The 21801-nt window shown below is 74.0% G+C and carries 20 protein-coding genes; 11 read left to right on the forward strand and 9 right to left on the reverse strand.

Features of this window, described 5'->3' with window-relative positions:
• Positions 1 to 47 precede the first annotated feature (47 nt).
• Entirely contained in the window at positions 48 to 3425 is a 3378-nt protein-coding gene (locus J2S44_RS02190; RefSeq protein WP_310408534.1) for a bifunctional proline dehydrogenase/L-glutamate gamma-semialdehyde dehydrogenase, read from the reverse strand.
• 204 nt (positions 3426 to 3629) lie between these two features.
• Here J2S44_RS02190 and J2S44_RS02195 point away from each other — a divergent pair, with 204 nt between their 5' ends.
• On the forward strand, positions 3630 to 4529 hold the full coding sequence (locus J2S44_RS02195; protein ID WP_310408537.1) for a LysR substrate-binding domain-containing protein: 900 nt from the start codon (positions 3630 to 3632) through the stop codon (positions 4527 to 4529).
• An 11-nt stretch (positions 4530 to 4540) separates the two neighbouring features.
• Here the strand turns inward: J2S44_RS02195 and J2S44_RS02200 are convergent, their stop codons facing one another.
• Positions 4541 to 6127 (reverse strand): Hsp70 family protein, encoded by a 1587-nt coding sequence (locus J2S44_RS02200; protein ID WP_310408540.1) that lies wholly within the window; start codon positions 6125 to 6127, stop codon positions 4541 to 4543.
• 35 nt (positions 6128 to 6162) lie between these two features.
• Between J2S44_RS02200 and J2S44_RS02205 the strand changes: the two genes are divergently transcribed.
• Both J2S44_RS02205 and J2S44_RS02210 read left to right on the forward strand, forming a co-directional pair.
• Positions 6163 to 7110: a serine hydrolase domain-containing protein gene (locus J2S44_RS02205; protein WP_310408543.1), complete on the forward strand. Its 948-nt coding sequence runs from the start codon at positions 6163 to 6165 to the stop codon at positions 7108 to 7110.
• Positions 7111 to 7208: 98 nt separating this feature from the next.
• Positions 7209 to 8057 carry a helix-turn-helix transcriptional regulator gene (locus J2S44_RS02210; protein ID WP_310408546.1) on the forward strand — a complete coding sequence of 283 codons (849 nt, stop codon included), beginning with the start codon at positions 7209 to 7211 and terminating at the stop codon, positions 8055 to 8057.
• On the opposite strand, the gene J2S44_RS02215 is transcribed toward J2S44_RS02210, so the two are convergent.
• The 4 genes from J2S44_RS02215 to J2S44_RS02230 all read right to left on the reverse strand — a co-directional run bounded on the left by J2S44_RS02215 (position 8045) and on the right by J2S44_RS02230 (position 12231).
• Entirely contained in the window at positions 8045 to 8590 is a 546-nt protein-coding gene (locus J2S44_RS02215) for a YbhB/YbcL family Raf kinase inhibitor-like protein (protein WP_310408549.1), read from the reverse strand. The genes J2S44_RS02210 and J2S44_RS02215 overlap by 13 nt on opposite strands.
• A gap of 66 nt (positions 8591 to 8656) precedes the next feature.
• A complete protein-coding gene (locus J2S44_RS02220; RefSeq protein ID WP_310408552.1) occupies positions 8657 to 10054 on the reverse strand; it encodes an MFS transporter in 1398 nt (465 codons plus the stop codon).
• Positions 10055 to 10333: 279 nt separating this feature from the next.
• Entirely contained in the window at positions 10334 to 11395 is a 1062-nt protein-coding gene (locus J2S44_RS02225) for a lysylphosphatidylglycerol synthase transmembrane domain-containing protein (protein ID WP_310408556.1), read from the reverse strand.
• Positions 11395 to 12231: a class I SAM-dependent methyltransferase gene (locus J2S44_RS02230; protein ID WP_310408559.1), complete on the reverse strand. Its 837-nt coding sequence runs from the start codon at positions 12229 to 12231 to the stop codon at positions 11395 to 11397. Before J2S44_RS02230 ends, J2S44_RS02225 begins: the two co-directional genes overlap by 1 nt.
• 196 nt (positions 12232 to 12427) lie before the next feature.
• Here J2S44_RS02230 and J2S44_RS02235 point away from each other — a divergent pair, with 196 nt between their 5' ends.
• Positions 12428 to 13153 carry a CDP-alcohol phosphatidyltransferase family protein gene (locus J2S44_RS02235; protein ID WP_310408560.1) on the forward strand — a complete coding sequence of 242 codons (726 nt, stop codon included), beginning with the start codon at positions 12428 to 12430 and terminating at the stop codon, positions 13151 to 13153.
• Here the strand turns inward: J2S44_RS02235 and J2S44_RS02240 are convergent.
• Entirely contained in the window at positions 13126 to 14001 is an 876-nt protein-coding gene (locus J2S44_RS02240; RefSeq protein ID WP_310408562.1) for a MerR family transcriptional regulator, read from the reverse strand. The two genes, J2S44_RS02235 and J2S44_RS02240, sit on opposite strands and share 28 nt — an antisense overlap.
• Before the next feature lie 98 nt (positions 14002 to 14099).
• On the opposite strand from J2S44_RS02240, the gene J2S44_RS02245 reads away from it, so the two are divergent.
• A complete protein-coding gene (locus J2S44_RS02245; RefSeq protein WP_310408566.1) occupies positions 14100 to 15020 on the forward strand; it encodes an endonuclease/exonuclease/phosphatase family protein in 921 nt (306 codons plus the stop codon).
• A gap of 9 nt (positions 15021 to 15029) precedes the next feature.
• Here J2S44_RS02245 and J2S44_RS02250 read toward each other — a convergent pair whose 3' ends face one another.
• Entirely contained in the window at positions 15030 to 15827 is a 798-nt protein-coding gene (locus J2S44_RS02250) for an alpha/beta fold hydrolase (RefSeq protein ID WP_310408567.1), read from the reverse strand.
• A 111-nt stretch (positions 15828 to 15938) separates the two neighbouring features.
• On the opposite strand from J2S44_RS02250, the gene J2S44_RS02255 reads away from it, so the two are divergent.
• Complete coding sequence (locus tag J2S44_RS02255) at positions 15939 to 16610, forward strand: GOLPH3/VPS74 family protein (protein ID WP_310408571.1); 672 nt, start codon at positions 15939 to 15941, stop codon at positions 16608 to 16610.
• A 92-nt stretch (positions 16611 to 16702) separates the two neighbouring features.
• Positions 16703 to 17284 (forward strand): choice-of-anchor C family protein, encoded by a 582-nt coding sequence (locus J2S44_RS02260; RefSeq protein ID WP_310408573.1) that lies wholly within the window; start codon positions 16703 to 16705, stop codon positions 17282 to 17284.
• A gap of 13 nt (positions 17285 to 17297) precedes the next feature.
• Here the strand turns inward: J2S44_RS02260 and ribA are convergent, their stop codons facing one another.
• The gene (gene ribA, locus J2S44_RS42825) at positions 17298 to 18596 is read right to left on the reverse strand and encodes a GTP cyclohydrolase II RibA (protein ID WP_374727799.1); all 1299 of its coding nucleotides are present in this window, start codon (positions 18594 to 18596) and stop codon (positions 17298 to 17300) included.
• A 103-nt stretch (positions 18597 to 18699) separates the two neighbouring features.
• Here ribA and J2S44_RS02275 point away from each other — a divergent pair, with 103 nt between their 5' ends.
• Genes J2S44_RS02275 through J2S44_RS02290 form a run of 4 tightly spaced genes read left to right on the forward strand, consistent with a single transcriptional unit; the run spans position 18700 to position 21793 of the window.
• On the forward strand, positions 18700 to 19653 hold the full coding sequence (locus J2S44_RS02275; protein WP_310408575.1) for a zinc-dependent alcohol dehydrogenase: 954 nt from the start codon (positions 18700 to 18702) through the stop codon (positions 19651 to 19653).
• A gap of 4 nt (positions 19654 to 19657) precedes the next feature.
• Complete coding sequence (locus J2S44_RS02280; RefSeq protein WP_310408576.1) at positions 19658 to 20044, forward strand: 6-pyruvoyl trahydropterin synthase family protein; 387 nt, start codon at positions 19658 to 19660, stop codon at positions 20042 to 20044.
• Positions 20037 to 21128, forward strand: a complete 1092-nt coding sequence (locus tag J2S44_RS02285) for a glycosyltransferase family 4 protein (RefSeq protein WP_310408578.1) — start codon at positions 20037 to 20039, stop codon at positions 21126 to 21128. Before J2S44_RS02280 ends, J2S44_RS02285 begins: the two co-directional genes overlap by 8 nt.
• Positions 21125 to 21793, forward strand: coding sequence for an HAD family hydrolase (locus J2S44_RS02290; protein ID WP_310408580.1), 669 nt, complete (start codon positions 21125 to 21127; stop codon positions 21791 to 21793). Before J2S44_RS02285 ends, J2S44_RS02290 begins: the two co-directional genes overlap by 4 nt.
• Positions 21794 to 21801 lie beyond the last annotated feature (8 nt).

The raw sequence follows: 21801 nt of genomic DNA on the forward strand, positions 1-21801 counted from the left end.
CGGACGATCCAGCGGGGGTACGCGTACCCCCGCTGGATTCTGCTCTTCTAGAGCGCCGCGGCCGCGACGCCGTCCGGGTTGCCGAACCGGTGGGCGGTGATGCTGATCGCCTGCTCGCGCAGGAACGGCAGCAGTTCGATCCGGCCGGACTCGGTGACCGGGCCGCCGTAGACGGCCAGGTCGGGCCGGCCGCCGGTGGCGGTGACCACGTCGGCGGCGGAACCGCCGACCAGGCGGGCCCGGCCGGGACCGAGACGCGCGGTCCACGCGTCGGCCGGTTCCACCGTGTGCGCGATGCCGAGCGCCTCCGGCAGCGGCGTCGCGGACGACACGGTCAGGTCGGCGCCGGACAGCGTGCCGGCCGCGACCAGCCGGACCAGCTCGGCGACCGAGCCACCGGCCTCCAGGCGGAGGTCTACCGGAACCGGCAGGTAGCGCAGCACGTTGCGCTCCGCGGCCAGCGCGGAGACGTCGGACGGCGCGAAGTGCGTGGCCCAGGCGTTGGCGTCGCTGCGGGCGGCGCGCTCCAGGTAGGCGGCCTCGTCGCCGGTGAGCACGCCCTTGGCCCGGCCGATCAGGTGGCGCACGCGGGTGGACGGCTCGTCGACCGCGGTGGCCGGGCGGGAGTCCCAGGAGCCGAGCCCGACCAGGTAGTTCGGGCCACCGGCCTTGGTGCCGGGGCCGACCGACGAGCGCTTCCAGCCGCCGAACGGCTGCCGCTGGACGATCGCGCCGGTGGTGCCGCGGTTGACGTACAGGTTGCCTGCCTGGATGCGGTTCAGCCAGGTGCGCAGCTCGGCGACGTCGAGCGAGTGGATGCCGGAGGTCAGGCCGTACTCGACCTCGTTGACGATGTCGATGGCCTCGCTCAGCGTGTCCGCGGTCATGATGCCGAGGATCGGGCCGAAGTACTCCGTGTGGTGGTACGCCGAGCCGCGCCGCACGCCGTCCCGCACGCCCGGGCTCCACAGCTTCCTCGAGGAGTCCAGCGCACGCGGTTCGATCAGCCAGGACTCGCCCTCGCCGAGCGTGGTGAGGCCGTCGAGCAGCTTGCCGGACGGCGGCTCGATGACCGGGCCGACCTGCGACGACGGGTCCCACGGGTAGCCGACGGTGAGCGAGGAGACCGCGTCCATCAGCTGGGTGCGGAACCGCTTCGACCTGGCGACCGAGCCGACCAGCACGACCAGCGACGCGGCCGAACACTTCTGGCCGGCGTGCCCGAACGCGGAGTGGACCACGTCCTTCACCGCGAGGTCCAGGTCCGCGCTGGGCGTCACGATGATCGCGTTCTTGCCGCTGGTCTCGGCGAGCAGCGGCAGGTCGGGGCGGAACGAACGGAACAGCTCCGCGGTCTCGTACGCGCCGGTCAGGATGGTCCGGTCGATGCGTGGGTGCGCGATCAGCTGCGCGCCGAGCGTGCCCTCGTCGACCTGGACCAGCGTGAGCACGTCGCGGGCGACGCCGGCGTCGTCCAGCGCCTCCCAAATCGCCTGCGCGAGCACGGCGCCGCAGCGTTCGGCCGGGCCGGCCGGCTTGAGCACGGCGGTGGACCCGGCGGCCAGCGCGGCGAGCACGCCACCGGCCGGGATCGCGACCGGGAAGTTCCACGGCGGCGTGACCAGCGTGATGCCGGCCGGGGTGAACGCGGCGCCGTCCACCGAGTCGAGCTCGCGGGCCAGCTCCGCGTAGTAGTGGGCGAAGTCGACGGCCTCGGAGACCTCCGGGTCGGCCTGGTCCGCGGTCTTGCCGGCCTCCGCGGCCATCACCTCGATCAGCGCGGCGCGGTGTGCCTCGATCCGGTCGCCGATCCGGTGCAGGACCTTGGCCCGGTCCTCGCCGGAGACGGTGCCCCAGGTGGTGGCGCCGGCCTTCTCCAGCAGGTCGTTGAGCGCGGCCGGGCTGTCGATCCGGGCCGCGTCGATCCCCGCCGTACCGATGTCGGATTTTTCGGCTTTGATCACGGCGGCCCGCATCCAGTCGCGGTTGGTGCGCACCGACGGGTCCGTGTCCGGCGTGTTGTGGAAGTGGCCGATCGTGGAGACCGGGACCACGGCGTGCCGGTCCGCGACCCGGTGCGGCGGCGGCACGTCGGTGTCCAGCGCGGCCAGCGAGGCCTCGAACCGCTTCTGCTCCCGGTCGAACAGCTCCTCCGAGGAGTTCAGCTCGAACACCGCGGACATGAAGTTCTCGCTGCTCGCACCCTCCTCCAGGCGGCGGATCAGGTATGCGATCGCGACATCGAACTGGGCCGGCTCGACCACCGGGGTGTAGAGCAGCAGGCCGCCCACCTCGCGCCGGACCGCCTCCGCCTGCCCCTGCGCCATGCCGAGCAGCATCTCGAACTCGATGCCGTCCCGGACGCCGCGCTCGCCGGCGAGCAGCCACGCGTACGCCACGTCGAACAGGTTGTGACCGGCCACGCCGAGCCGGACGTTGCCGATCCGGTCCGGGTGCAGCGCGTAGTCCAGCACCCGCTTGTAGTGCGTGTCCGACTCCTGCTTGCTGCCCCAGGTGGCCAGCGGCCAGCCGTGCAGCGACGCCTCGACCTGCTCCATCGGCAGGTTCGCGCCCTTGACCAGGCGCACCTTGATGCCGGCGCCGCCCCGGGCGCGCCGGGCCGCGGACCACTCCTGCAGCCGGATCATGGCGCTGAGCGCGTCCGGCAGGTACGCCTGGAGCACGATGCCGGCCTCGAGCGACAGGAACTCCGGCCGGTCGAGCAGGCGGGTGAAGACCTCGAGGGTCAGGTCGAGGTCCTTGTACTCCTCCATGTCGAGGTTGATGAACTTGTGCTCGTCCCGGGCGCGGGTGAACAGCGGTGTCAGCTGCGTCTCGATGTGCGCGACCGCCTCGTCGAACGCCCACGGGTTGTGCGGCGCGACCGTGGCCGAGACCTTGATCGAGACGTAGTCGACGTCCGGGCGGGCGAGCAGCCGCTCGGTCTCGGTCAGCCGGTGCGACGCCTCGCCCCGGCCCAGCACGGCCTCGCCGAGGAGGTTGACGTTGAGCCGTACCCCCTGGCCCTTGATCTTCTGGATGGCCTTGCCGAGGCGGGCGTCGGTGGCGTCGACGATCAGGTGGCCGACCATCTCGCGCAGCACGCGGCGGGCGATCGGCACCACCACGCCGGGCATCGTGGGGGCGAGCGCGCCACCGGCCTTCACGGCCGCGCGCAGCGGCGCGGGCAGGAACGACGGCACGTCGCGGGCGAGGCGGCTGAGCGCGCGGGCACTGACCTGGAGATCCTCCGGCCGGACGACGCCGTCGACGAAGCCGACCGCGAACGACAGGCCCTTGGGGTCGCGCAGCACGCCGGCCAGCTGCGCGGCGGAGCCGGAGACGGGGTACGTCTCGGCCTCGCGCAACCAGCGCCGGACCAGGGTGACGGCCTCGGCGCTCAGCTGGGGGTCGGTGGCGTTCATCTGACTGGTTTCCTTCCATGACTGAGCTTTTTTCAACCCGGCGGCCCCGGGCCGTCGAGCCGTGCCGGGCGAGGACGTCTCAGGCGGGTTGAAAAGCGCTCATCTGAGATGCCCAGTTTCGGTCCGCCCTTGCATTAGGAAAAGCGATCGTTTGTGACGGGTACTCTTCGGTTTTGGTTAACCGTCTCTCAGGGAGTGGGCGTTGTGCTGGAGATTCGCCGTCTCGTGCTGCTGCGGGAGCTCGCCATCCGGGGCACGATCGCGGCCGTCGCGGAGGCGCTCAACTTCTCCCCGTCCGCCGTCTCCCAGCAGCTCAGCCAGCTGGAGAAGGAGACCGGCATGGTGCTGCTGCGCAAGGCCGGGCGTCGGCTGCGGCTCACCCCGCAGGCCGAGGTGCTGGTCGCGTCCGCCGGCGAGGTGCTGGACACGCTGGAACGCGCCGAGGCGGCGCTCCAGGCCTCGCTGACCCGGGTGAGCGGCCGGGTGCGCGTCGCGGTCTTCCAGTCCGCCGCGCTCGCGCTGATGCCGGTCGCGCTCAAGACCATGGCGCGGCAGCATCCGGACGTACGGGTGGAGATGGTGCAACGCGAGCCGGAGGAGGCGCTGCGGGAGACGTGGGCACGCGACTTCGACATGGTGGTCGCGGAGCAGTACCCCGCGCACGCGGCGCCGCACCACCCCGGCCTGGACCGGCGCGACCTGACCACGGACGCGATCCGGCTCGCGCTGCCACCGGTCGCCGAGTCCCTGAGGCCGGTGACGAACCTGCGGGAGGCCGCGGAGATGCCCTGGGTGATGGAACCGCACGGCACCGCGTCCCGGCACTTCGCGCTGCAGACGTGCCGGGTCGCCGGCTTCGAGCCGGACGTCCGCTACGAGACCGCGGACCTGCAGTCACAGATCCGGCTGGTCGAGTCCGGCAACGCGGTCGCGCTCATCCCGGACCTGGTCTGGGCCGGACGGTCCACGTCGTGCCGGCTGATCGAGCTGCCCTCGGCACCGCGCCGCACGATCTTCACGGCGCAGCGGATCGCGGGCGCGGCCTCACCGGCCGCCCGCGCGTTCCGTCAGACGCTGGAGCGCGCGGCCGCCACGACCGGGTGATCCGCCACCGGTCACAGCCACTGCACCGTGGTGACCTCGCCCCGCGGGTTGAACGTGAGCGTGAAACCGCGCCCGCGGTCCTCGCGCGCGCCCAGATCGGAGAACAGCTCGTCGACGTCGCTCGGCGTCCGGTCGGCACGCCACACCTCGGCGTCCGGGTCGACGCGCACGTTCACCCACCGCCCGGTGCCGTCGATCGTCCGGCGGTCCTCGCCCAGCGTGGCCTCGCGCACCCGCAGCAGCAGCCGGCCGCTGGCCTGGTCCCGGCTGGCGCTGTCGATCTGCATGAAGAACTCGCCGTTCCAGCCGCTCTCCGTGATCACCGCGTCGCCGTTCGGCACGCGCTCCTCGTCGCCGGACGGCCACGCCGCGGCCGCCGCCCCGCCGGCCGCCGCGATCACCAGCGCGGCCGCGACCAGGAACACGGTCCGCCGACGCCGGCGCCGGACCCGCTTGGCCGGCTTGCCGACCGGGATCTGCGCCGCACCGTAGATCTTGGTGCGTTCCAGCGGCCGGGCCGCCTTCACGGTCAGCTCCGCGTCCGGGCCGCTCGCGTCCTCGGCCGTCACCGCGCCGGACGCGACCGCCAGCTCCGGCGACTCGACCGCGGTCGGCGCCACGCCCAGCGCGCGGTGCAGCAGCGTCGCCAGCAGCGGCACCCGGCTGCCGCCGCCGACCAGGAACACGCCGAACAGCGCGGACGGGTCCACCCGCGCCTCCCGCAGCACCGCGCGCGTCGCGTCCACGGTCCGGTCCAGCACCGGGCGGGCCAGCGTCTCGAACTGCTCGCGGCCGAGCGGCACCTCCTGCTCGATGATCGGCAGGTGGATGTGCGTGCCCGGCGACCGGGACAGCGTCTCCTTGCCGACCCGCACGCCGGTCCAGAACGCGCGGGACGCGGCCTGGTCGCCGGGCGCGGACGGCGCGATCAGCCGCGACCAGGCGCCGCCGTGCCGGGACGCGTAGACCGTGCCGAGGTGCGCGACGATCGCGGCGTCCAGATCGAGTCCACCGCCGTCCGTCAGGCCGGCCGTGGTCAGCACCTCGAACCCGGTCGGCCTGCGCCGGACCACGGACACGTCGACCGTTCCGGCGCCCACGTCGCAGATCAGCGCGGCACCGCCGACCGGCAGCGCGTCGCCCGCGGTCGCGGCGAAGTGGGCCGCGGCCGCGACCGGCTCGCTGACCAGGCGCACCGAGTTCAGCCCGGCGCGCGCGGCCGCCTCCCACAGCACCTCGCGGCGCTGCGCACCCCAGGCCGCCGGGTGGGTGAGCGTCACCCGCTGCGGCGGCGCCGGCAGCTGCCCGACCACCCGGCGCAGCACGGCCGCGATCAGGTCCGCGACCGCGACCTCCACGCCGCCGAGCAGCACGGACTTCTCGTCGATGCGCTGTTTCGGGTACGGCTCGTACCGCTCCGGCGCGGTCGCGGCCGCGAACAGCACGTCCGGGCCGGCCACCGGTCGTCCGGCCGGGTCCGCGCAGACGCCGGACGGCAGCGACGGCCGGCCGTCGAACAGCACGGGGCGAACCCCCTGGCGGCCGGCCAGCACCGCCACCGTGCTGGACGTGCCGAAGTCGATGCAGAGGTGCGTCACCGGACCAAAATAGTGCGTCCGCTATACCTGTCCGCGTGGGGTCTTCTCTGCTCGACGTCGTGACGCGGTCGCCCGCACCGGCCACCGCGGTCGCCGTGTTCGGCCCGGACCGGGTGGACGTCCGGGTGGTGCACGGCACCGCGGACCTGTCCACCGGCCGCCCGGTCACCGCAGACCACTGGTGGGACCTGGCCAGCCTCACGAAAGTGCTGGTCACACTGCCGGAGGTGCTCGCCGCGGTCCCGTCCCTGGACCTGCCGCTGGCCGAGCTGTGGGCACCGAGCCGGGGGTACGGCGTGGGCCGCGCGACGATCCGCGCGCTGCTCACGCACACGGCCGGCCTGCCCGCGTCGGTCCCGTTCTTCCGCACCGTCACCGGGCGCGACGCGATCCTGGCAGCCGTGCTCGCCACGCCGCTCGGACCGCCCGCGGAGGTCTACAGTGACCTCGGTTTCCTGCTGCTCGGGCGGATGGTCGAGGACCTGACCGGGCGTTCCCTGTCCGAGCTGGCACGCGACCGCACCGGCCTGCGCTTCGGCGCGCCACCGCACGAGTCCGTCGCGACCGAGCTGGACCCGTGGCGCGGCCGGCTGATCGTCGGCGAGGTGCACGACGAGAACGCGGCCGCGATGGGCGGCGTGGCCGGGCAGGCCGGCGCGTTCGGCACGCTGTCGCTGGTCACGGCCGCGGCCCAGACCTGGCTCCGGGATCCGGACGACGCGGTCCGCACGCCGTCGGCCCCGGGCGCCCGGTTCGGCCTGGGCTGGATGGTCACGCCGCGCCCCGGCCTGGGTTCGGCCCGGCTCCCCGGCTTCGGGCACACCGGATATGTCGGCAACCGGCTCTGGCTCTCCCCGGCCCGCGGCCTCGGCGTCCTCGTCCTCGCCAACCGCGTCCACCCCACCCGGGAGGGCACCGCCGAGCCGTACACCCGCTGGTGCTCCGCGCTCTTCGAGGCCGTCGCGGAGGACCGTCCGGCCTGAGCACGCCCGGCCGCGCCCGGCCGCCGGCCCGCCGGTGCGCGAAGGGGGGATCGGCGAGCCCTGGATGGGGTCCGCACCGGGACGGTACACAGGAGGCCATGCTGATCGATCGGGCCGGACTGGCCGAGTTCCTGCGGCGTCGCCGGGCGGCGCTGCAACCCGAGGACGTCGGCCTGCCACGCGGGTCCGGCCGCCGGACCGCCGGGCTCCGGCGCGAGGAGGTGGCCGCGCTGTGCCACATGTCGATCGACTACTACGAGCGGCTGGAACGTGAGCGCGGGCCGCGGCCGTCCCCCCAGATGGTCGCGTCGATGGCGCAGGGCCTGCACCTCACGCCGGCCGAGCGCGACCACCTGTTCCGGCTCGCCGGGCACCAGCCACCGGTCCGCGGCGTGACCGGCGAGCACGTCGGCCCCGGTCTGCACCGGGTACTGGACCGGCTCGACGACACGCCCGCGGAGATCGTCACCGAGCTCGGGCAGACGCTGCGGCAGACCGCGCTCGGCGTCGCGGTCTTCGGCGACGCGACCGCGTACACCGGGCCGATGCGCAGCCGCGGGTACCGGTGGTTCGCCGACCCGGACAGCCGGCTGATCTACCTGCCGCAGGATCACGCGACGCTGTCCTGGACGTACGTGGCCGGGCTGCGCCGCCTGGTCACGCTGCGCGGACCGGACTCCGAGGCGGCGTACTTCGCCGACCTCCTGCTCGCCGAGAGCGCGGAGTTCCGCGAGCTGTGGGCCGAGCACCAGATCGGGGCGCGGCCGGACGAGGTGAAGAACCTGCTCCATCCCCGGGTCGGCCCGCTGGTGCTGCACTGCCAGACGCTGGTCGACGAGGCCCAGTCCCACCGCCTGCTGGTCTACACGGCCGAACCCGGCACGGAGAGCTACGAGAAGCTGCACCGGCTGTCGCTACGCGACGCACCCGCGGCTCAACGCTCGTAGGTGCCGGTGAGCCGGCCGCGGGCCAGCACGTGCCCGTCGACCGTCCGCCGGACCGCACCGATCGAACGCACCCCGGCGGGCACCGGCCGCTCCAGCGCGTACAGCGTGAACTCGTAGTGGTGCGGTCCGTGGCCGGGCGGCGGCATCGGCCCGGCGTAGCCGGTCGCGCCCAGGCTCGCCCGCAGCGACCGCACCGACGGGTTCCCCGGCCGCAGACCGCCGCGGGCGAGCGTACGCGTCTCCGCGGGCAGTAACGCGACCGTGTGGATCAGCGGGCGCGGGAACGGCACGTCCGCGTCCTCCAGGATCAGCAGCAGTTGCGCGGTGCCGTACGGCGGCGCGGTCCAGGTCAGCTCCGGCGACACGTTCTCGCCGCCGGCCCGCCGGCTCACGTGCGCGTCCGGGATCGGACCGCCGTCGGCGAAGTCGGAGCTGCTCACGCCGATCGTCTCCGGCGCCTGGAACGCGGGCGCGTTCCAGACGCTGTGTGCCGTCCCGGCGCGCAGCCATCGGATCAGGTGACCCGTCCTCATGTGTGCCTCCTCGTCTGCCGAACACCACCGTCGCCGGCGGCCCGGCCATTCACGTCGGTACGGGGCTTAGACGCGCTCGAGACGCTCGACGGCCGGGGCCGGTCCCACCCGGCTGCCCGGCGGGATGAGCGACAGGCCGAACGCGATCAGGACCAGGACGGTCTGGCTGACGAACGCCGTGGTGAAGTCCAGCTCGCCGTCGGCACCGGCCGCGCCGATCGCGATCCCGCCCAGGATCGCCACCCCGGCCGCCGCGCCCACCTGCTGTGCCGCGCTCACCAGGCCGCTGAGCAGGCCCGACTCGCCCTCGGTGGCATCCCGGACCGCGATCGCGATCGCGTTCACCAGGCCGATGCCGGCCCCCGCGCCGAGCAGCACGAACGCGCCGACGGTGTGCGCGGAATAACCGTCGTCCGCCGGGTTCAGGATCAGCCAGGTGAACCCGGCGAGCAGCAGGACCAGCCCGGCCGTGCAGGCGCGGGCCGGCCCGAACGGCCGGGCCACCACGGGGGCCAGCGCGCTGCCGACGATGATCATGAGGGGCAGCGGCGCCTGGCCGAGCCCGGCCGACTGCGCGTCCAGGCCCTGCACCTGCTGCAGGTACTGCGGGAGCAGGAAGAACATGCTGCCGAACACGCCGCCGAGCGCCATCACAACCGCGCTCGCCCGGATGACCGGGCCGCGGCCGAACAACTCCAGCGGCACCAGCGGATTCGCGGCGCGGCGCTCGACGGCGACGAACGCGGCCAGGAACACCAGGCCGGCCGCGATCGCGACGAACGAGCCCGGCTCGCTCCACCGCGACTCCGAGGCGGACACCACGCCGTACGCGATCGCGGAGATGCCGCCGGTGATGGTGATCGCGCCGGGCACGTCGATCCGGCCCGGGCGCCCACGCACCGGGGGCACCGAGCGCAGCACCAGCACCATGCTGAGCAGGCCGACCGGCACCGGTGCCCAGAACACCGCCGACCAGCCGAACGCCTGGGTGAGCACGCCGCCGAGCAGGAAGCCGAGCAGGCCACCGGCGCCGGAGACGGCACCCCAGATCCCGACGGTACGGGTGCGTTCCGCCGGCGTCACCGAGATGGCGAGCGCGAGCGCCAGCGCGGACGGGATCACGATCGCGCCGCCGATGCCCTGCCCGACCCGGCCGGCGATCAGCATCGGGCCGTTCACGGCGAACGCGCAGAACGCGGTCGCGACCAGGTAGACGACCATGCCGACGACGTAGATCCGCCGGCCGCCGACCACGTCCGCGAGCCGGCCGCCGAGCAGCAGCAGACCGGCGAGCGGCACCAGATAGCTGCTCGCCACCAGCGTCAGCTCGGCCGCCGTCAGCCCCAGACCCGCGCGGATGTCCGGTCCGGCCAGGTTCGTCATCGCGGCGTCCAGGACGACCAGGAACATCGAACTCGCCAGACCCAGCAGCGCGGCCCCCCGGGGCACCGGTGTCCTGCTCATCGTCGTCCTCTCGTCGGTAGCGTCATCGAGGTCCGTGACGACGAGCGGCGAGCGGCGCTCCGGCACCGCTCCCGCCGTACTCACCGGTCGGGACGTCTCGTTTCTACCGGCGGCGCGGATCGCGAACCACGGCCCACCGATCCCCCTCTGCGCACGCCCGGACGCGACACCACGCCCGTGACGCGACACCACGCCCGGACACGACACCGCGCCCGGGACACCGGCGGGCGGCGTCACGGGCGCGCGGTGCGGGCGGCGACGGAGGCCGCGGGAACGAACCTAGGCGGCCGCGGGCTCCAGGGCCTTGAGCGTCCGTGGCGGCACCACGTCCGTGACGATCAGCTGCTCCACCGGGGCCGGTGCGGGCGCCGGCACCGGAGCCGGGTGCGGCACTTCCGGTGCCTCCGCGGCCCGATGGCGGGCGACCAGGCGGACGGCCAGGACCGCAACCCCCGGCAGGCTCGCCACCAGGGCGAACAGCCCGTAGACGACCGCCACCGTGAGGCCCTGCGCGGCGCCGAGGCCGGTCGTGGCGAACGCCCACGCCAGGAAACCCTCACGCGGGCCGAAGCCGCCGATGCTGACGGGCAGCACCATCACCAGCAGCGCGGTGACCAGCAGCGGGAGCAGCGTGCCCAGCGGAGCGACGGACCCGGCCGCGCGCGCCGCCAGCAGGAACGTGGCCAGGTGACCGCCGAGCACGACCGCGGACGCCAGCAGGATGCCCGGCCAGGTGCGGCGGGCGAGCAGGCCCCGCCGGACGTCGCCGGTCGCGGTGCGCCAGGCCCGCCGCACACGGCCGGGGTTGCGGCGCAGCCTGACCGCCACGACGCCGGCGGCCGGCACGGCACCGACGGCGAGCACGGCGAGCAGGGCCGGGGAGACCGACACCATGTCCGCGACCGCGACCGCGAGACCCGGATGCGCGATCAGCACCGCGGCGCCGACCGCGAACAGCATGATCTGCCCGGCGGTACGTTCCAGCACCACCGCGCGCACGCCGCGGCCCACGTCGCCGGTGTCGCGGCCGTTGCGGACCGCCCGGTCGACGTCGCCGAGCAGGCCGCCGGGAAGCGTGGCGTTGAGGAACAGCGCCTGGTAGTAGTCCGCGATCGCACCGCGCAACGGCAGCCGGATGCCGAGGCCCCGCGCGGTCAGGCACCAGCGCCAGGCGCTGAAGACCGTGGTCAGCAGCCCGATCCCGGCGGCCGCGAGCAACGTCGGCCAGGTCAGCACGCGCAGGCTGTCCAGGAACGCGACCGATCCGAGCCGCCAGAACAGCAGCGCGATGATCGCGGCGCCGGCGACCGGCTTCGCCCAGGAAAGGATCTTCTGCAGCATCAGGAGGCCTCTCCGGGCAGCGCCAGCAGGTCGGTGTGATGCACGACGACGGTCAGCTCACCGGCCGCGGCCTGCGCGAGCCGGCGCCGCAGGTACTCGTCGATCTCGTGCTCGACGCTCGCCGCACGGCCGAGCCGGGTGGACGCGGCCGTGACCCAGCCGCGCAGCCACTCCGCGATCAGCTCCCGGCGGTCCGGACCGAGGTGCCACCGGCTGGGCCGCGCGTGCACCGTCGCCCCACGCTCCTCGAACGCCGCGCTGATCACCTCGACGGCCTCCGCACCGAGCAGCGTGCGGCCGGCCACGTGCTGCCGCAGATGCTCGTTGAACGCGCTGTTCAGCGGCCCGTCCAGCGGCTCGGCCGGGCTCAGCTCCGCGAGCCCGCTGACCGAGAGCGTGAGCAGCGCGGGCGTGCCCGACTCGGCACAGGCCCCCGCGAGCCGGGCGGCGTCGTCCGCGTCCAGCAGGTCCAGCAGCGCGGACGCGGTGACCAGCGACACGCCCTCCAGGTCGGCCGCGGACAACTCGGTGATGTCACCCTGCCGGGTCTCCACCGTGATCGCGCCGCCGCTGCCGATCATGCTGGCCGCGGCCACGCCGAGCAGGTCCGGGTCGCGATCCTGCAGGATCCAGTGCTGGCGGCCGTCGAGCCGCGGCGCGAGCCACCGGGCCATCGAACCGGTGCCGCAGCCGAGGTCGAGGATCACCGGGTCCGGCACGTCCGCCAGCCGGCCGCGAAGCTCGTCGGCCAGCTCCGTCGCCCGGGCCGCGGCGTCCGCCGGCTCACGCAGGTCCAGCCACGTCGAGGCGTACCTCGGCGCTTCCGCGACACTCATCCCGGCCTCCACTGACGGTAACGATCCCGGTCCCGCGCACCGGCCGGTCAAGATCTCCGGCGGTTCGCGTCACCTGGAGGTACGGACGTTTCGCGGATCCGGTTCGAAGATCCGGTGAACCGTCCGCCGGAAGTTTCCGTGTTGACAGAACGCGACCGGCGGTGACCCGCCGCGGTCCCGGCATGGAGGCAGCACAGTGACAGCAGGCGTATGGACCGGCACCGTCAGTCCCCTTCGCGGCCCCGCGGCCGGGCTGCTCGCCCAGTTCGCGGTGCTCGGTGGCCTCACCGCCGCGGTCGGTCTCGGCGCCACCGGCTGGATCGCCGGCACGGTCTACGCGCTCGCGCTCGGCACCCTGCTGACCGGCGCCATGCACCGCGCCGGGATGCGGGTCTTCGGCCCGGCGAACGCGGTCACGCTGGCTCGCGCCACGCTGATCGGCGGCGTCACGGCACTGGTCGCGGACGTCCAGCGCACGCCGGTCGCGGTCCTGGTGGTGCTCGCGTCGGTGGCGCTGGTCCTGGACGGCGTGGACGGGATCGTGGCCCGCCGCACCGGCAGCAGCTCACCGTTCGGGGCCCGCTTCGACGGCGAGGTGGACGCGTTCCTGATCCTGGTGCTGAGCGTCTTCGTGGCGTTCCACCTGGGCTGGTGGGTGCTGGCGATCGGCGCGTTCCGGTACGCGTTCGTGGCCGCCGGCTGGCACCTCACCTGGCTGCGGAACGACCTGCCGGTGCGCTACTCCCGCAAGACGGTCGCCGCGATCCAGGGCGTCGTGCTGGTCGCGGCCGCGTCGGGCGTGCTGCCGGGCGTGGCCGCCGGGCTCCTGGTGGCGGGGGCCCTGGCGGCGCTGGTGTGGTCCTTCGGGCGGGACATCGCCTACCTGCACCGCACCTACGGTGCATCGGCCGACGTGGCCTGACCGTCGCGGTACCGCTCCGAGGCGGAGATGGCCTCGGCGAAGAGCTGCCCCGCGCGTTCCGCACAGCGTGTCCGGGCGGGTGACCAGTCGTACGGCATCTTGGTGACCGCCGCGCCGGCGCTCATCCGGGTGTCCGCCGGTTCGGTGTCGTCGACGGTCTCGAGGAGCTTCTCCTCCGCCACGTGCAGCCCGGCCTTCACGGCGGCCCGGTCCAGGGCCATGAGCTGGGCGCATCGACGCACGGCGAGTTCCTCCACGCGCGGGTCGTCGGGCCGCACGCCGTCGTCCAGCGCCGCCTCGGCCGCGTCCAGGCGGTCCTGCTCCGCCCGCAGGCCGGGGTCGGTGGCCAGCACGATGAACACGCTGGCCTGGATCGCGGCGCCGAGCGAGCCGAAGATGCGTTCCGTGACCAGCAGCGCGTCCACGTCGTCGGGGCGCAGCGCGCCCGGCGGCAGGTGGTCGAGCCGGCCGGTGACCGCCTCCGAGAGCAGTCCGAGCGGGCTGCCCACGGCCCGCAGGCGCCGGACGGCCGCGCGCCGGCGGGCGATGCCGGCCTCCTGCTCGGCCAGGGTCCGCTCCAGCCGGGCCAGCACGTCGTCGATGTCCCGGGTCCCGTCGAACGCGGCCCGCATGTCGTCGAGGCTGATACCGGCGTCCGCCATCTTGCGGATCCACAGCAGGCGGATCATGTCGTCGTAGCCGTAGCGGCGCCGGCCGTCCACGCCCCGCTCCGGCTCCGGCAGCAGGCCGATCTCGTGGTAGTGGCGGATGGCGCGCGGCGTCGTCCCGGCGAAGGCGGCGGCGTCACCGATCTTGACCTGGCGCGGCGGCATGACGGCGGAGAACATGACAGCGGGAACCTCTTTCGTGCTGGGGTCCCTCAACGAGACCACATGCCGCTACGGCAGGTGCCAGCTCGCGAGCGCGGGCCTGTAATGATCGCCGGATGCGGAAGACGGTCGTGGTCGTACCGGCGGTGGTGTTGGCGGTTCTGATCGGTTTTCCCGGGTTGGTGCCGAACGTGGGGCCGCGCCTCGGGAGCCTGCTCGAGACGTTCCTGCCGTGGCTGGGGCTCGGCGTCCCGGTGCTGTTCGGAGTCGCGCTGGTCCGGAGGTCACGGCTCGCGGCGGCCGCCGCGGTCCTGCCGATGGTCGCCTGGCTGGTGGTCTGCGGCGGGAAGCTGGCGCAGACCTCGGGGACCCCGGCCGACATCACGGTGGTGCAGCACAACCTCAGCGACGAGAACCCGGATCCGGCCGGGACCGCGCGCACGCTGCTCACCGCGGACGCGGAGCTGATCGGCGTGCAGGAGCTGCTGCCGGAGAACGTGGCCGCCTACGACGCGGTGCTGGCCACGGCGTACCCGCATCACGCGGTGCACGGCACGGTCGGGCTGTGGTCGCGCTACCCGATCGTGGAGTCCCGGTTGGTGGACATCCGGCCGGCGAGCCTGGACGACGGCAACTGGAACCGGGGGCTGCGCGCGGTCGTCGCCACGCTCCAGGGCGACGTGGCGGTCTACGTCGTGCACCTGCCCTCGCTGCGACTCGGGCCCGGTGGGTTCGGCAGTGACCGGCGCGACGAGTCCGCGGTGCGGCTCGGCGACGCGCTGGCCGCCGAGCCGCTGGAGCGGGTCGTGCTGATCGGGGATCTGAACGGCACCGTCGAGGACCGCGGGCTGCGTCCGATCACCGACCGGGTGAGCACCGCGGGCGACCGGTTCGCGTTCTCCTGGCCGGCGCGCACACCGGTGGCCCGGATCGACCAGATCATGGCGCGGTCGATCGCGGTACGGACGGTGTGGGCGATGGACCGCACCGGCAGTGATCACCTGCCGATCATGGCCCGGCTCATGTTCCTGTCCTGACCCGCCGCCTCACCGCGCCGCGAGCCAGTCGAGCGCGCGCACCGCGGTCTCCGGCAGCACCGAGATGTGGCCGGCACCGGGGACGATCCACGACTCCGCGCCGGGGACCAGGCCGCGGGCGTGCGCGGCCGGCACCACCCGGTCGTCCGCGCCGTGCACCAGCAGCACCGGGACCTCGATCGTGGCCGGGTCGAAACCCCACGGCTGCACGTACGCGAGGTCGTCGTCGATCAGCGGGCCGGGACCGGCCGCGACCGCGGGCTCGACCACCTCGCCGAACCAGCCCCACTCCCCCTCCAGCGCGGCCCAGTCCGCGGGCGTGAAGTCGGGCATGGAGTCGCCGGCCGCGTGGGCCTCCTTGGCCGCGCGGCCGGCGATCGCGGCGCGCAGTCCGGCGACACCGGCCGGGCCCATGCCGTCGAACCACGTCTCGTCGCGGCGCGGCGCCAGCCCGGCGACGGTCGCGGCCGCGGTCACCCGGCCGGGCAGCAGCGCGGCGCAGGCGAGCGCGTGCGGCCCGCCGCCGGAGTGCCCGAGCACGGCGAACTCCGCCACGCCCAGCGCGTCCGCGACCGCGGCCGCGTCCCGCGCGGCGGACGCGACGTCGCGGCCCGGCAGCGCCGTGGACCCGCCGTAACCGGGCCGGTCGTAGCCGATCAGGCGGACACCGAGCCGATCCGCGGCCTCGAACAGCGGCCGGGGTGGCGTGCCGATGTTCGGCGTCCCGTGATGCCACATGACGACCCGCGTGCCCGTGCCCCGGTCGTAGGCGTGCAGCGTGCGTCCGTCGCCGGTGGTGATATCCATGCGCGCCATTGTGATCGACGGGTACGACAGAACTGACCGTCGCGAGGTGGACCCCGAAGATCCGGCTCGTGACGGATGTGCGGCGTGAACAGCGTTAATACGCTTGGGGGCATGACGATCTCGCTGGCTGAGGAACTGGTTCTGCTCGCCTACGACGACGAGGGTGCCGCGTCCGGCACCAGCACCTGGCTGGACTACGGCATCGCCGGCGCGCACCTGGTGGAGCTCGCGCTGGCGGAACGGATCGCGCTGACCGACGGCCGGGTCGACGTGGTCGACGCGACGCCGACCGGCTCGCCGCGGGCGGACGCGGCGCTGGCCACGATCGCGGCGGACGCGAAGCGGCGCAAGCCGGACGACTGGATCTACCGGCTGTCGAAGAAGGCCCGGCAGCCGGTGCTGGACGAGCTGGTGGGGGCCGGCATCCTGGAGCGGCGCGCGGACCGGGTGATGCGCATCTTCCCGGTCACCCGCTACCCGGCACCGCACGGTGTCGAGCCGGTGGCGGAGACGGAGCGCCGCGCGCTGCTGCGGGCCGCGATCGACGGTTCGGACACCGCGCCGGACACCCGGACGCTGGTGCTGTGCACGCTGATCGCCGCGCTCGACTGGGAGAAGCGGGTCTTCCCGGACCTGCCCCGGAAGGAGACCAAGAAGCGCCTGAAGGAGCTGGGCGAGTCGCACTGGGCCGGCAGCGCGGTGGGCCGCCTGATCAAGGACCTGCAGGCCGCGATCATGATGACCACGGTCACGATCGCCGTCGCCGCCACGGCGGGCTCCTGATTACGCCCGCGTGACCCCGGCCGGGACCGTACGATCCAGGCAGGCGCTCTCTCTCGGCCGCCGTGGGGCGTCGTGCACCCGGAGGGGGAGAAATGATGCCACGTCGTGCCACCGCCGTCATCGCGGGCGTGCTGTCGGTCCTGGCCGCCGCGCCCGCGCACGCCACCGCGGGCGCGTTCTGGGACAGCTTCGAGGAGCCGTGGGCGCCGACCGGGAGCTTCACCACGTACCGTGCGGGTCAGGTCTTCGGCCCGTGGGCCGTGATCGGCGGTGACGTGGACCTGATCGGCGGCGGCTACTGGGCGGCCCAGAACGAGGCGCAGTCGCTGGACCTGAACGGCGCGCGGGCCGGCGCGATCCGGGCGACGTTCGGCACCACGCTGGCCGCGGACTACCGGGTCAGCTACCGCCTGTCCGGGAACCCGGCCGGCCCGCCGGAGGTCAAGACCGGCGTGGCCGGCGTCGACGGCCGGCCGCGGCAGGACTTCGCCTTCGACGCGACCCGGACCAGCAGGACCGCCATGGGGTACGTGGAGATGTCGTTCACGTTCCGGGCCACGCGCGCGGCGACGTCGCTGGAGCTGACCAGCACCACGCCCGGCGCGTACGGCCCGGTGCTCGACAACGTCCTCGTGCAGAGCTGCACCATCACCGACTGTTCGGCCGGACGGTGACGGTGCGGACCGGTCAGGCCGTGACGTCCCAGCCGAGCAGCAGCGCGTCGCCCGCGGTGTAGGCGGTGCGGTTGGTCAGCGTGAGCCCGGTGGGCAGACGCGTGTCACCGGGCGCCTCCGTGGTCGCGGAGATGGCCACGATCAGCCGGTCGGCCAGACCCGCCGCGAGGAGCGTGGCGATCAGCCGCGTCCCGCCCTCGACCAGCAACGACTGGACGCCGCCGCGCCGCAGTTCGGCGAGGACCGCGGGCAGGTCGGCGCCGTCCGGGCCGGCCGAGACCTCGCGCAGGCCGACGCCGGCCGCCTGGATCTCGTCGGCACGGGTCGCGTCGGCCTCCTTGGTGGTGAAGACCGTGGTGGCGGCCTCGCCGCCGAAGACACGCGCGGTGAGCGGCAGGTTGAGCTCGCTGTCCAGCACGACGCGCAGCGGGTGGGCGCCGGGGACCAGCTCGACCGTGAGCGACGGGTCGGTGCGGCGGACCGTGCCGGCGCCGACCAGCACGGCGTCGGTGGCGGCGCGCAGCGCGTGCTCCTCGGCCGTGGGGATGCCGGGCTCGCGCTGGATGCGGCCGTCGAGCGTCTGGGTGACGCGCACCATCACGTACGGCCGGTCCGCGCGCGGGCGTATCTCGCCGATCAGGCCGCGGACGTCGATGCCGGCCTCGGGCACCGTGATCGGTTCCGCGCCGATCGGCGCGACGTGGCCCATCCGGTCCGCCTTGGTGGTCAGGTAGGCGGCGTTGCGCGCGTGCGCGGCGGTCTGCAGGCCGACCATGGTCTGCACGGCCAGACCGCCGGCGCGCAGGCCCGCGACCTTGTCCGGGTTGTTCGACATCAGGTTGACCGACTCGACGCCGATCGCCCGGAGCACGGCCGCGGACTCGCCGTACGTGCGGGCGTCCGCGGGCAGGCCGAGGCGCAGGTTCGCGTCCAGCGTGTCCGCGCCCTTGTCCTGCTCGACGTACGCCCGGAGCTTGTTGACCAGGCCGATGCCGCGACCCTCGTGCCCGGTGATGTAGAGCACCACGCCGCGGCCGGCCGCCGCGACCGTGCGCATCGCGGTGCGCAGCTGCACGCCGCAGTCGCAGCGCAGCGAGCCGAGCGCGTCGCCGGTCAGGCACTCGGAGTGCAGGCGGGTGAGGACCGGCTCGGCGCCGGTGACGTCGCCGCGGATGAGCGCGAGCAGCGTGTGCCCCGCGGCGGTCTCGAAGACGCGCGTCGTGAACTCCCCGTACGGCGTGGGGATCACCACGGAACAGACCTCGACCGGCGCGGGCGCCGGGTCGCCCGTTCGCTGTGGCGTAAGAATCATGGCACCTTTGCTACCACGTGGATCAGCCGCTGCCCACCGCTCGACCGATAAATGCCCCACCGGGCCTATATGGCTATATGTCCATTTAAGAGATCTTTGGGGGATGTCCGTGAAAGCGCGCGCCGTCCGGTTCCTCGCACCGCGCTCGGTCGCGGTCGAGAACGTGCACCTCGACGACCCGACCGGCGACGAGCTGCTGGTACGCACCGTCTACTCAGGAATCAGTGCGGGCACGGAGCTGCTCGCGTACCGCGGTGAGCTGGACGCGGCGACGCCGCTGGACGAGACGCTCGGCGCGTTCGAGGGTGGCTTCAATTACCCGTTCGGGTACGGATACAGCGCGGTCGGCAGAACCCTTGACGGGACCGCGGTCTTCGCGTTCCATCCGCACCAGGACGTCTTCACCGCACCCGCCGCCGACGTGCTGACGCTGCCGGACGGGCTGGACCCGCGGCTGGCGACCATGTTCCCGTTGGTGGAGACCGCGTTGCAGCTGAGCCTCGACGCGGGCCCGGTGCTCGGCGAGCCGGTGCTGGTGACCGGCCTGGGCGCGGTCGGATTGCTCACGTCGCTGCTGCTGACGCGCGCCGGCGCGGAGGTCACCGCGCTGGAGCCGGTCGCCTGGCGCCGCGAACTGGCGGCCTCGGTGGGGATCCGGGCCATCAGCCCGGCCGAGTCGGACACGCGCGCGGCCCTCCTGGTCGAGACCTCCGGCGCCCCGCGCGCGCTCGCGGACGGACTCGGCCGGCTGCACCACGAGGGCACCGCCCTGGTCGGCTCCTGGTACGGCACCAAGCCGGTCCCGCTCCCGCTCGGCGCCGACTTCCACCGCCGCCGCCTCACCATCCGCTCCAGCCAGGTGTCCACGATCCCCGCCGCGCAGCAGGACCGCTGGACCCGCGACCGCCGCCGGGCCACCGCCCTGGCCCTCATGCCCACGCTGCCGCTGGACCGGCTCGCCACCACCGAGTTCGCGTTCGAGGACGCCCCGGCCGCGTACGAGGCCCTGGACCGGGGCGTGGCCGGAGTCCTGCACGCGGCGCTGCGCTATGAATAAGAGCATGTACGAAGTCGGCACCTCCCGAGAAGTCCGTGCTTACCACACGATGCCCGGAATGCCCCCACCGGAGGGCGAGCGGCACTCCCACGACTACCGCCTGGACATCCGCGTCACCCGCCCGCGGCTGGACGAGCGGGACATGGTCGTCGACCTCGACGTGCTCAACGACGCGCTGCGCGGCGTGACCGACCGGCTGCACGAGGCCGACCTGGACGAGATCGTCGGCGCGGAGACCACCAAGGACGCGGTCACCGTCGAGGTCTTCTCCCAGTGGCTGCACGCGGTGCTCACCGACGCGGTCGGCCCGGTGCCGGGCGCCTCGCTGCACGTCCGCGTCTGGGAGGACCCGCGGATGTACGGCGGATACGAGGGCCCGCTCGGTGGCTGAACTCGCGGTCACCCTGCTCACGCTCGGCGACCCGGCGACGATGACCGGTGGGTACCTCTACCACCGGCGGGTCGCCGACCGAGCCCCTCAGCACGGCGCGCGGGTCGACTTCGTGTCGCTGCCGAAGTGGCGGTTCCCGCTGCCCGCGCTGGCCGGCGCGACCATGATCCGCAAGATCCACGCGCAGAAGCCGGACGTGCTGCTGGTGGACAGCATCGTGGCCGGCCTGGCCGGGCCGTGGCTGGGCGCGGCGCGCGGGCTGCCGCCGATCGCGGCGATCCTGCACCAGCCGCCCGGCGGCATCGACCACGCGTCCGGCCGGCAGCGCACCCAGGCCTCGCTGGACCGCGCGCTCTACAAACGCGCCCAGCGGATGATCATCGCGTCCGAGGACCTGGCGAACACGCTGCGCGAGCAGGGCTTCGACCCGGAACTGCTGGCGGTGGTCCCGCCCGGCCGGGACGCGGCCGCCGAACCCGTCGACCCGCCCGGCGACCTGCGCCAGGACCGGCAGGTCGCGATCCTGTCGGTCGGCAACTGGATGGCGCGCAAGGGCCTGCTCGACCTGCTGGACGCCTTCTCGAACCTGCCGCCGAACGCGGCCACGCTGCACCTGGTCGGCGACGAGAACGTCGAGCCGGACTACGCGTCCCGGGTCCGCGCCCGCATCGCGCGCCCGGACCTGCGCGATCGTGTCGTCACGCACGGCGTCGTCACTCCCGCGGAGGTCGCCGGCTTCTACCGCAAGGCCGACATCTTCGCGCTGGCCAGCACGCGCGAGCCGTACGGCACCGTCTACGGCGAGGCGATGGCGGCCGGCCTTCCGGTCGTCGGCTGGAACGCCGGCAACCTCCCGCACCTCGCGGCGCACGGCGTCGAGGGCCTGGCGGTGCCGCCCGGCGACCGGGTCGCGCTGACCGGCGCGCTGCTGCGCCTGGCCACCGACGACGCGTACCGCGCGAAGATGGCGGCGGCCGCGCGACGGAAGGCCGACACGTTCCCCACCTGGGACGACACGTCCCGCATGCTCTTCACCGAGCTCCGCGCGCTGGCCGCGGAGAGAGTCAGGGAGGCGCAGCCGTGACCCGGTTCGAGGCGGTCCTGTTCGACGCGGGCGACACGCTCATCCGCCTCTCCGGCAGCGGCGAGACGCTGCTGCACCGGGCCGCGGCCGACCGGGGCGCCGGGCCGCTCGACCCGGACGAGGTCGGTGCGGCCTGGCAGCGCGTGCTGGACCGCAGCAGCACGGCCGAGGAGATGGCGAAGGGCCGCGACCTCGACCCGGAGCGGCACCGGCAGGTGTGGACCGCGCTCTACGCCGAGGCCGGCTGCGACAAGCTGCTGCCCGGGCTCAGCGACGACCTCTACGCGCTGACCGTGGCCGCCGAGTCGTGGGAGGCGTTCGAGGACAGCCTGCCCACGCTGCGCGGGCTGCGCGCCCGCGGCCTGCGCATCGGCGTGGTCAGCGACACCGGCTTCGACCTGCGGCCGGCGCTCGACCGGCTGGGCCTCACGCCGTACCTCGACACGATCGTCATGTCCTTCGAGCACGGCGCCTGCAAGCCCGCGGTCACCTGCTTCACCACGGCCGCGGAACGACTGGGTGTCGCGCCGGAGCGGACGCTGATGGTCGGCGACAACCCGCTCACCGACTCGGGTGCGGTCACCGCCGGCATGTTCGCGTTCCTGCTGCCCAAGCCGTCCCCGGCCGGCCCACGCGGGCTGACGCACGTGCTCAGCCTGGTCTGAGGCCGGGC

Source organism: Catenuloplanes niger, from assembly GCF_031458255.1.
GTDB lineage: Bacteria > Actinomycetota > Actinomycetes > Mycobacteriales > Micromonosporaceae > Catenuloplanes > Catenuloplanes niger.

What these genes read in the sequence shown, in the direction of transcription:
- J2S44_RS02255 (WP_310408571.1), top strand. Translation starts at nt 15,939, where the DNA reads ATGACGATCTCGCTGGCTGAGGAACTGGTTCTGCTCGCCTACGACGAC.
- J2S44_RS02210 (WP_310408546.1), top strand. Translation starts at nt 7,209, where the DNA reads ATGCTGATCGATCGGGCCGGACTGGCCGAGTTCCTGCGGCGTCGCCGG.
- J2S44_RS02275 (WP_310408575.1), top strand. Translation starts at nt 18,700, where the DNA reads ATGTCCGTGAAAGCGCGCGCCGTCCGGTTCCTCGCACCGCGCTCGGTC.
- J2S44_RS02240 (WP_310408562.1), bottom strand. Translation starts at nt 14,001, where the DNA reads ATGTTCTCCGCCGTCATGCCGCCGCGCCAGGTCAAGATCGGTGACGCC.
- ribA (WP_374727799.1), bottom strand. Translation starts at nt 18,596, where the DNA reads ATGATTCTTACGCCACAGCGAACGGGCGACCCGGCGCCCGCGCCGGTC.
- J2S44_RS02230 (WP_310408559.1), bottom strand. Translation starts at nt 12,231, where the DNA reads ATGAGTGTCGCGGAAGCGCCGAGGTACGCCTCGACGTGGCTGGACCTG.
- J2S44_RS02260 (WP_310408573.1), top strand. Translation starts at nt 16,703, where the DNA reads ATGATGCCACGTCGTGCCACCGCCGTCATCGCGGGCGTGCTGTCGGTC.
- J2S44_RS02280 (WP_310408576.1), top strand. Translation starts at nt 19,658, where the DNA reads ATGTACGAAGTCGGCACCTCCCGAGAAGTCCGTGCTTACCACACGATG.
- J2S44_RS02250 (WP_310408567.1), bottom strand. Translation starts at nt 15,827, where the DNA reads ATGGATATCACCACCGGCGACGGACGCACGCTGCACGCCTACGACCGG.
- J2S44_RS02220 (WP_310408552.1), bottom strand. Translation starts at nt 10,054, where the DNA reads ATGAGCAGGACACCGGTGCCCCGGGGGGCCGCGCTGCTGGGTCTGGCG.
- J2S44_RS02190 (WP_310408534.1), bottom strand. Translation starts at nt 3,425, where the DNA reads ATGAACGCCACCGACCCCCAGCTGAGCGCCGAGGCCGTCACCCTGGTC.
- J2S44_RS02225 (WP_310408556.1), bottom strand. Translation starts at nt 11,395, where the DNA reads ATGCTGCAGAAGATCCTTTCCTGGGCGAAGCCGGTCGCCGGCGCCGCG.
- J2S44_RS02245 (WP_310408566.1), top strand. Translation starts at nt 14,100, where the DNA reads ATGCGGAAGACGGTCGTGGTCGTACCGGCGGTGGTGTTGGCGGTTCTG.
- J2S44_RS02215 (WP_310408549.1), bottom strand. Translation starts at nt 8,590, where the DNA reads ATGAGGACGGGTCACCTGATCCGATGGCTGCGCGCCGGGACGGCACAC.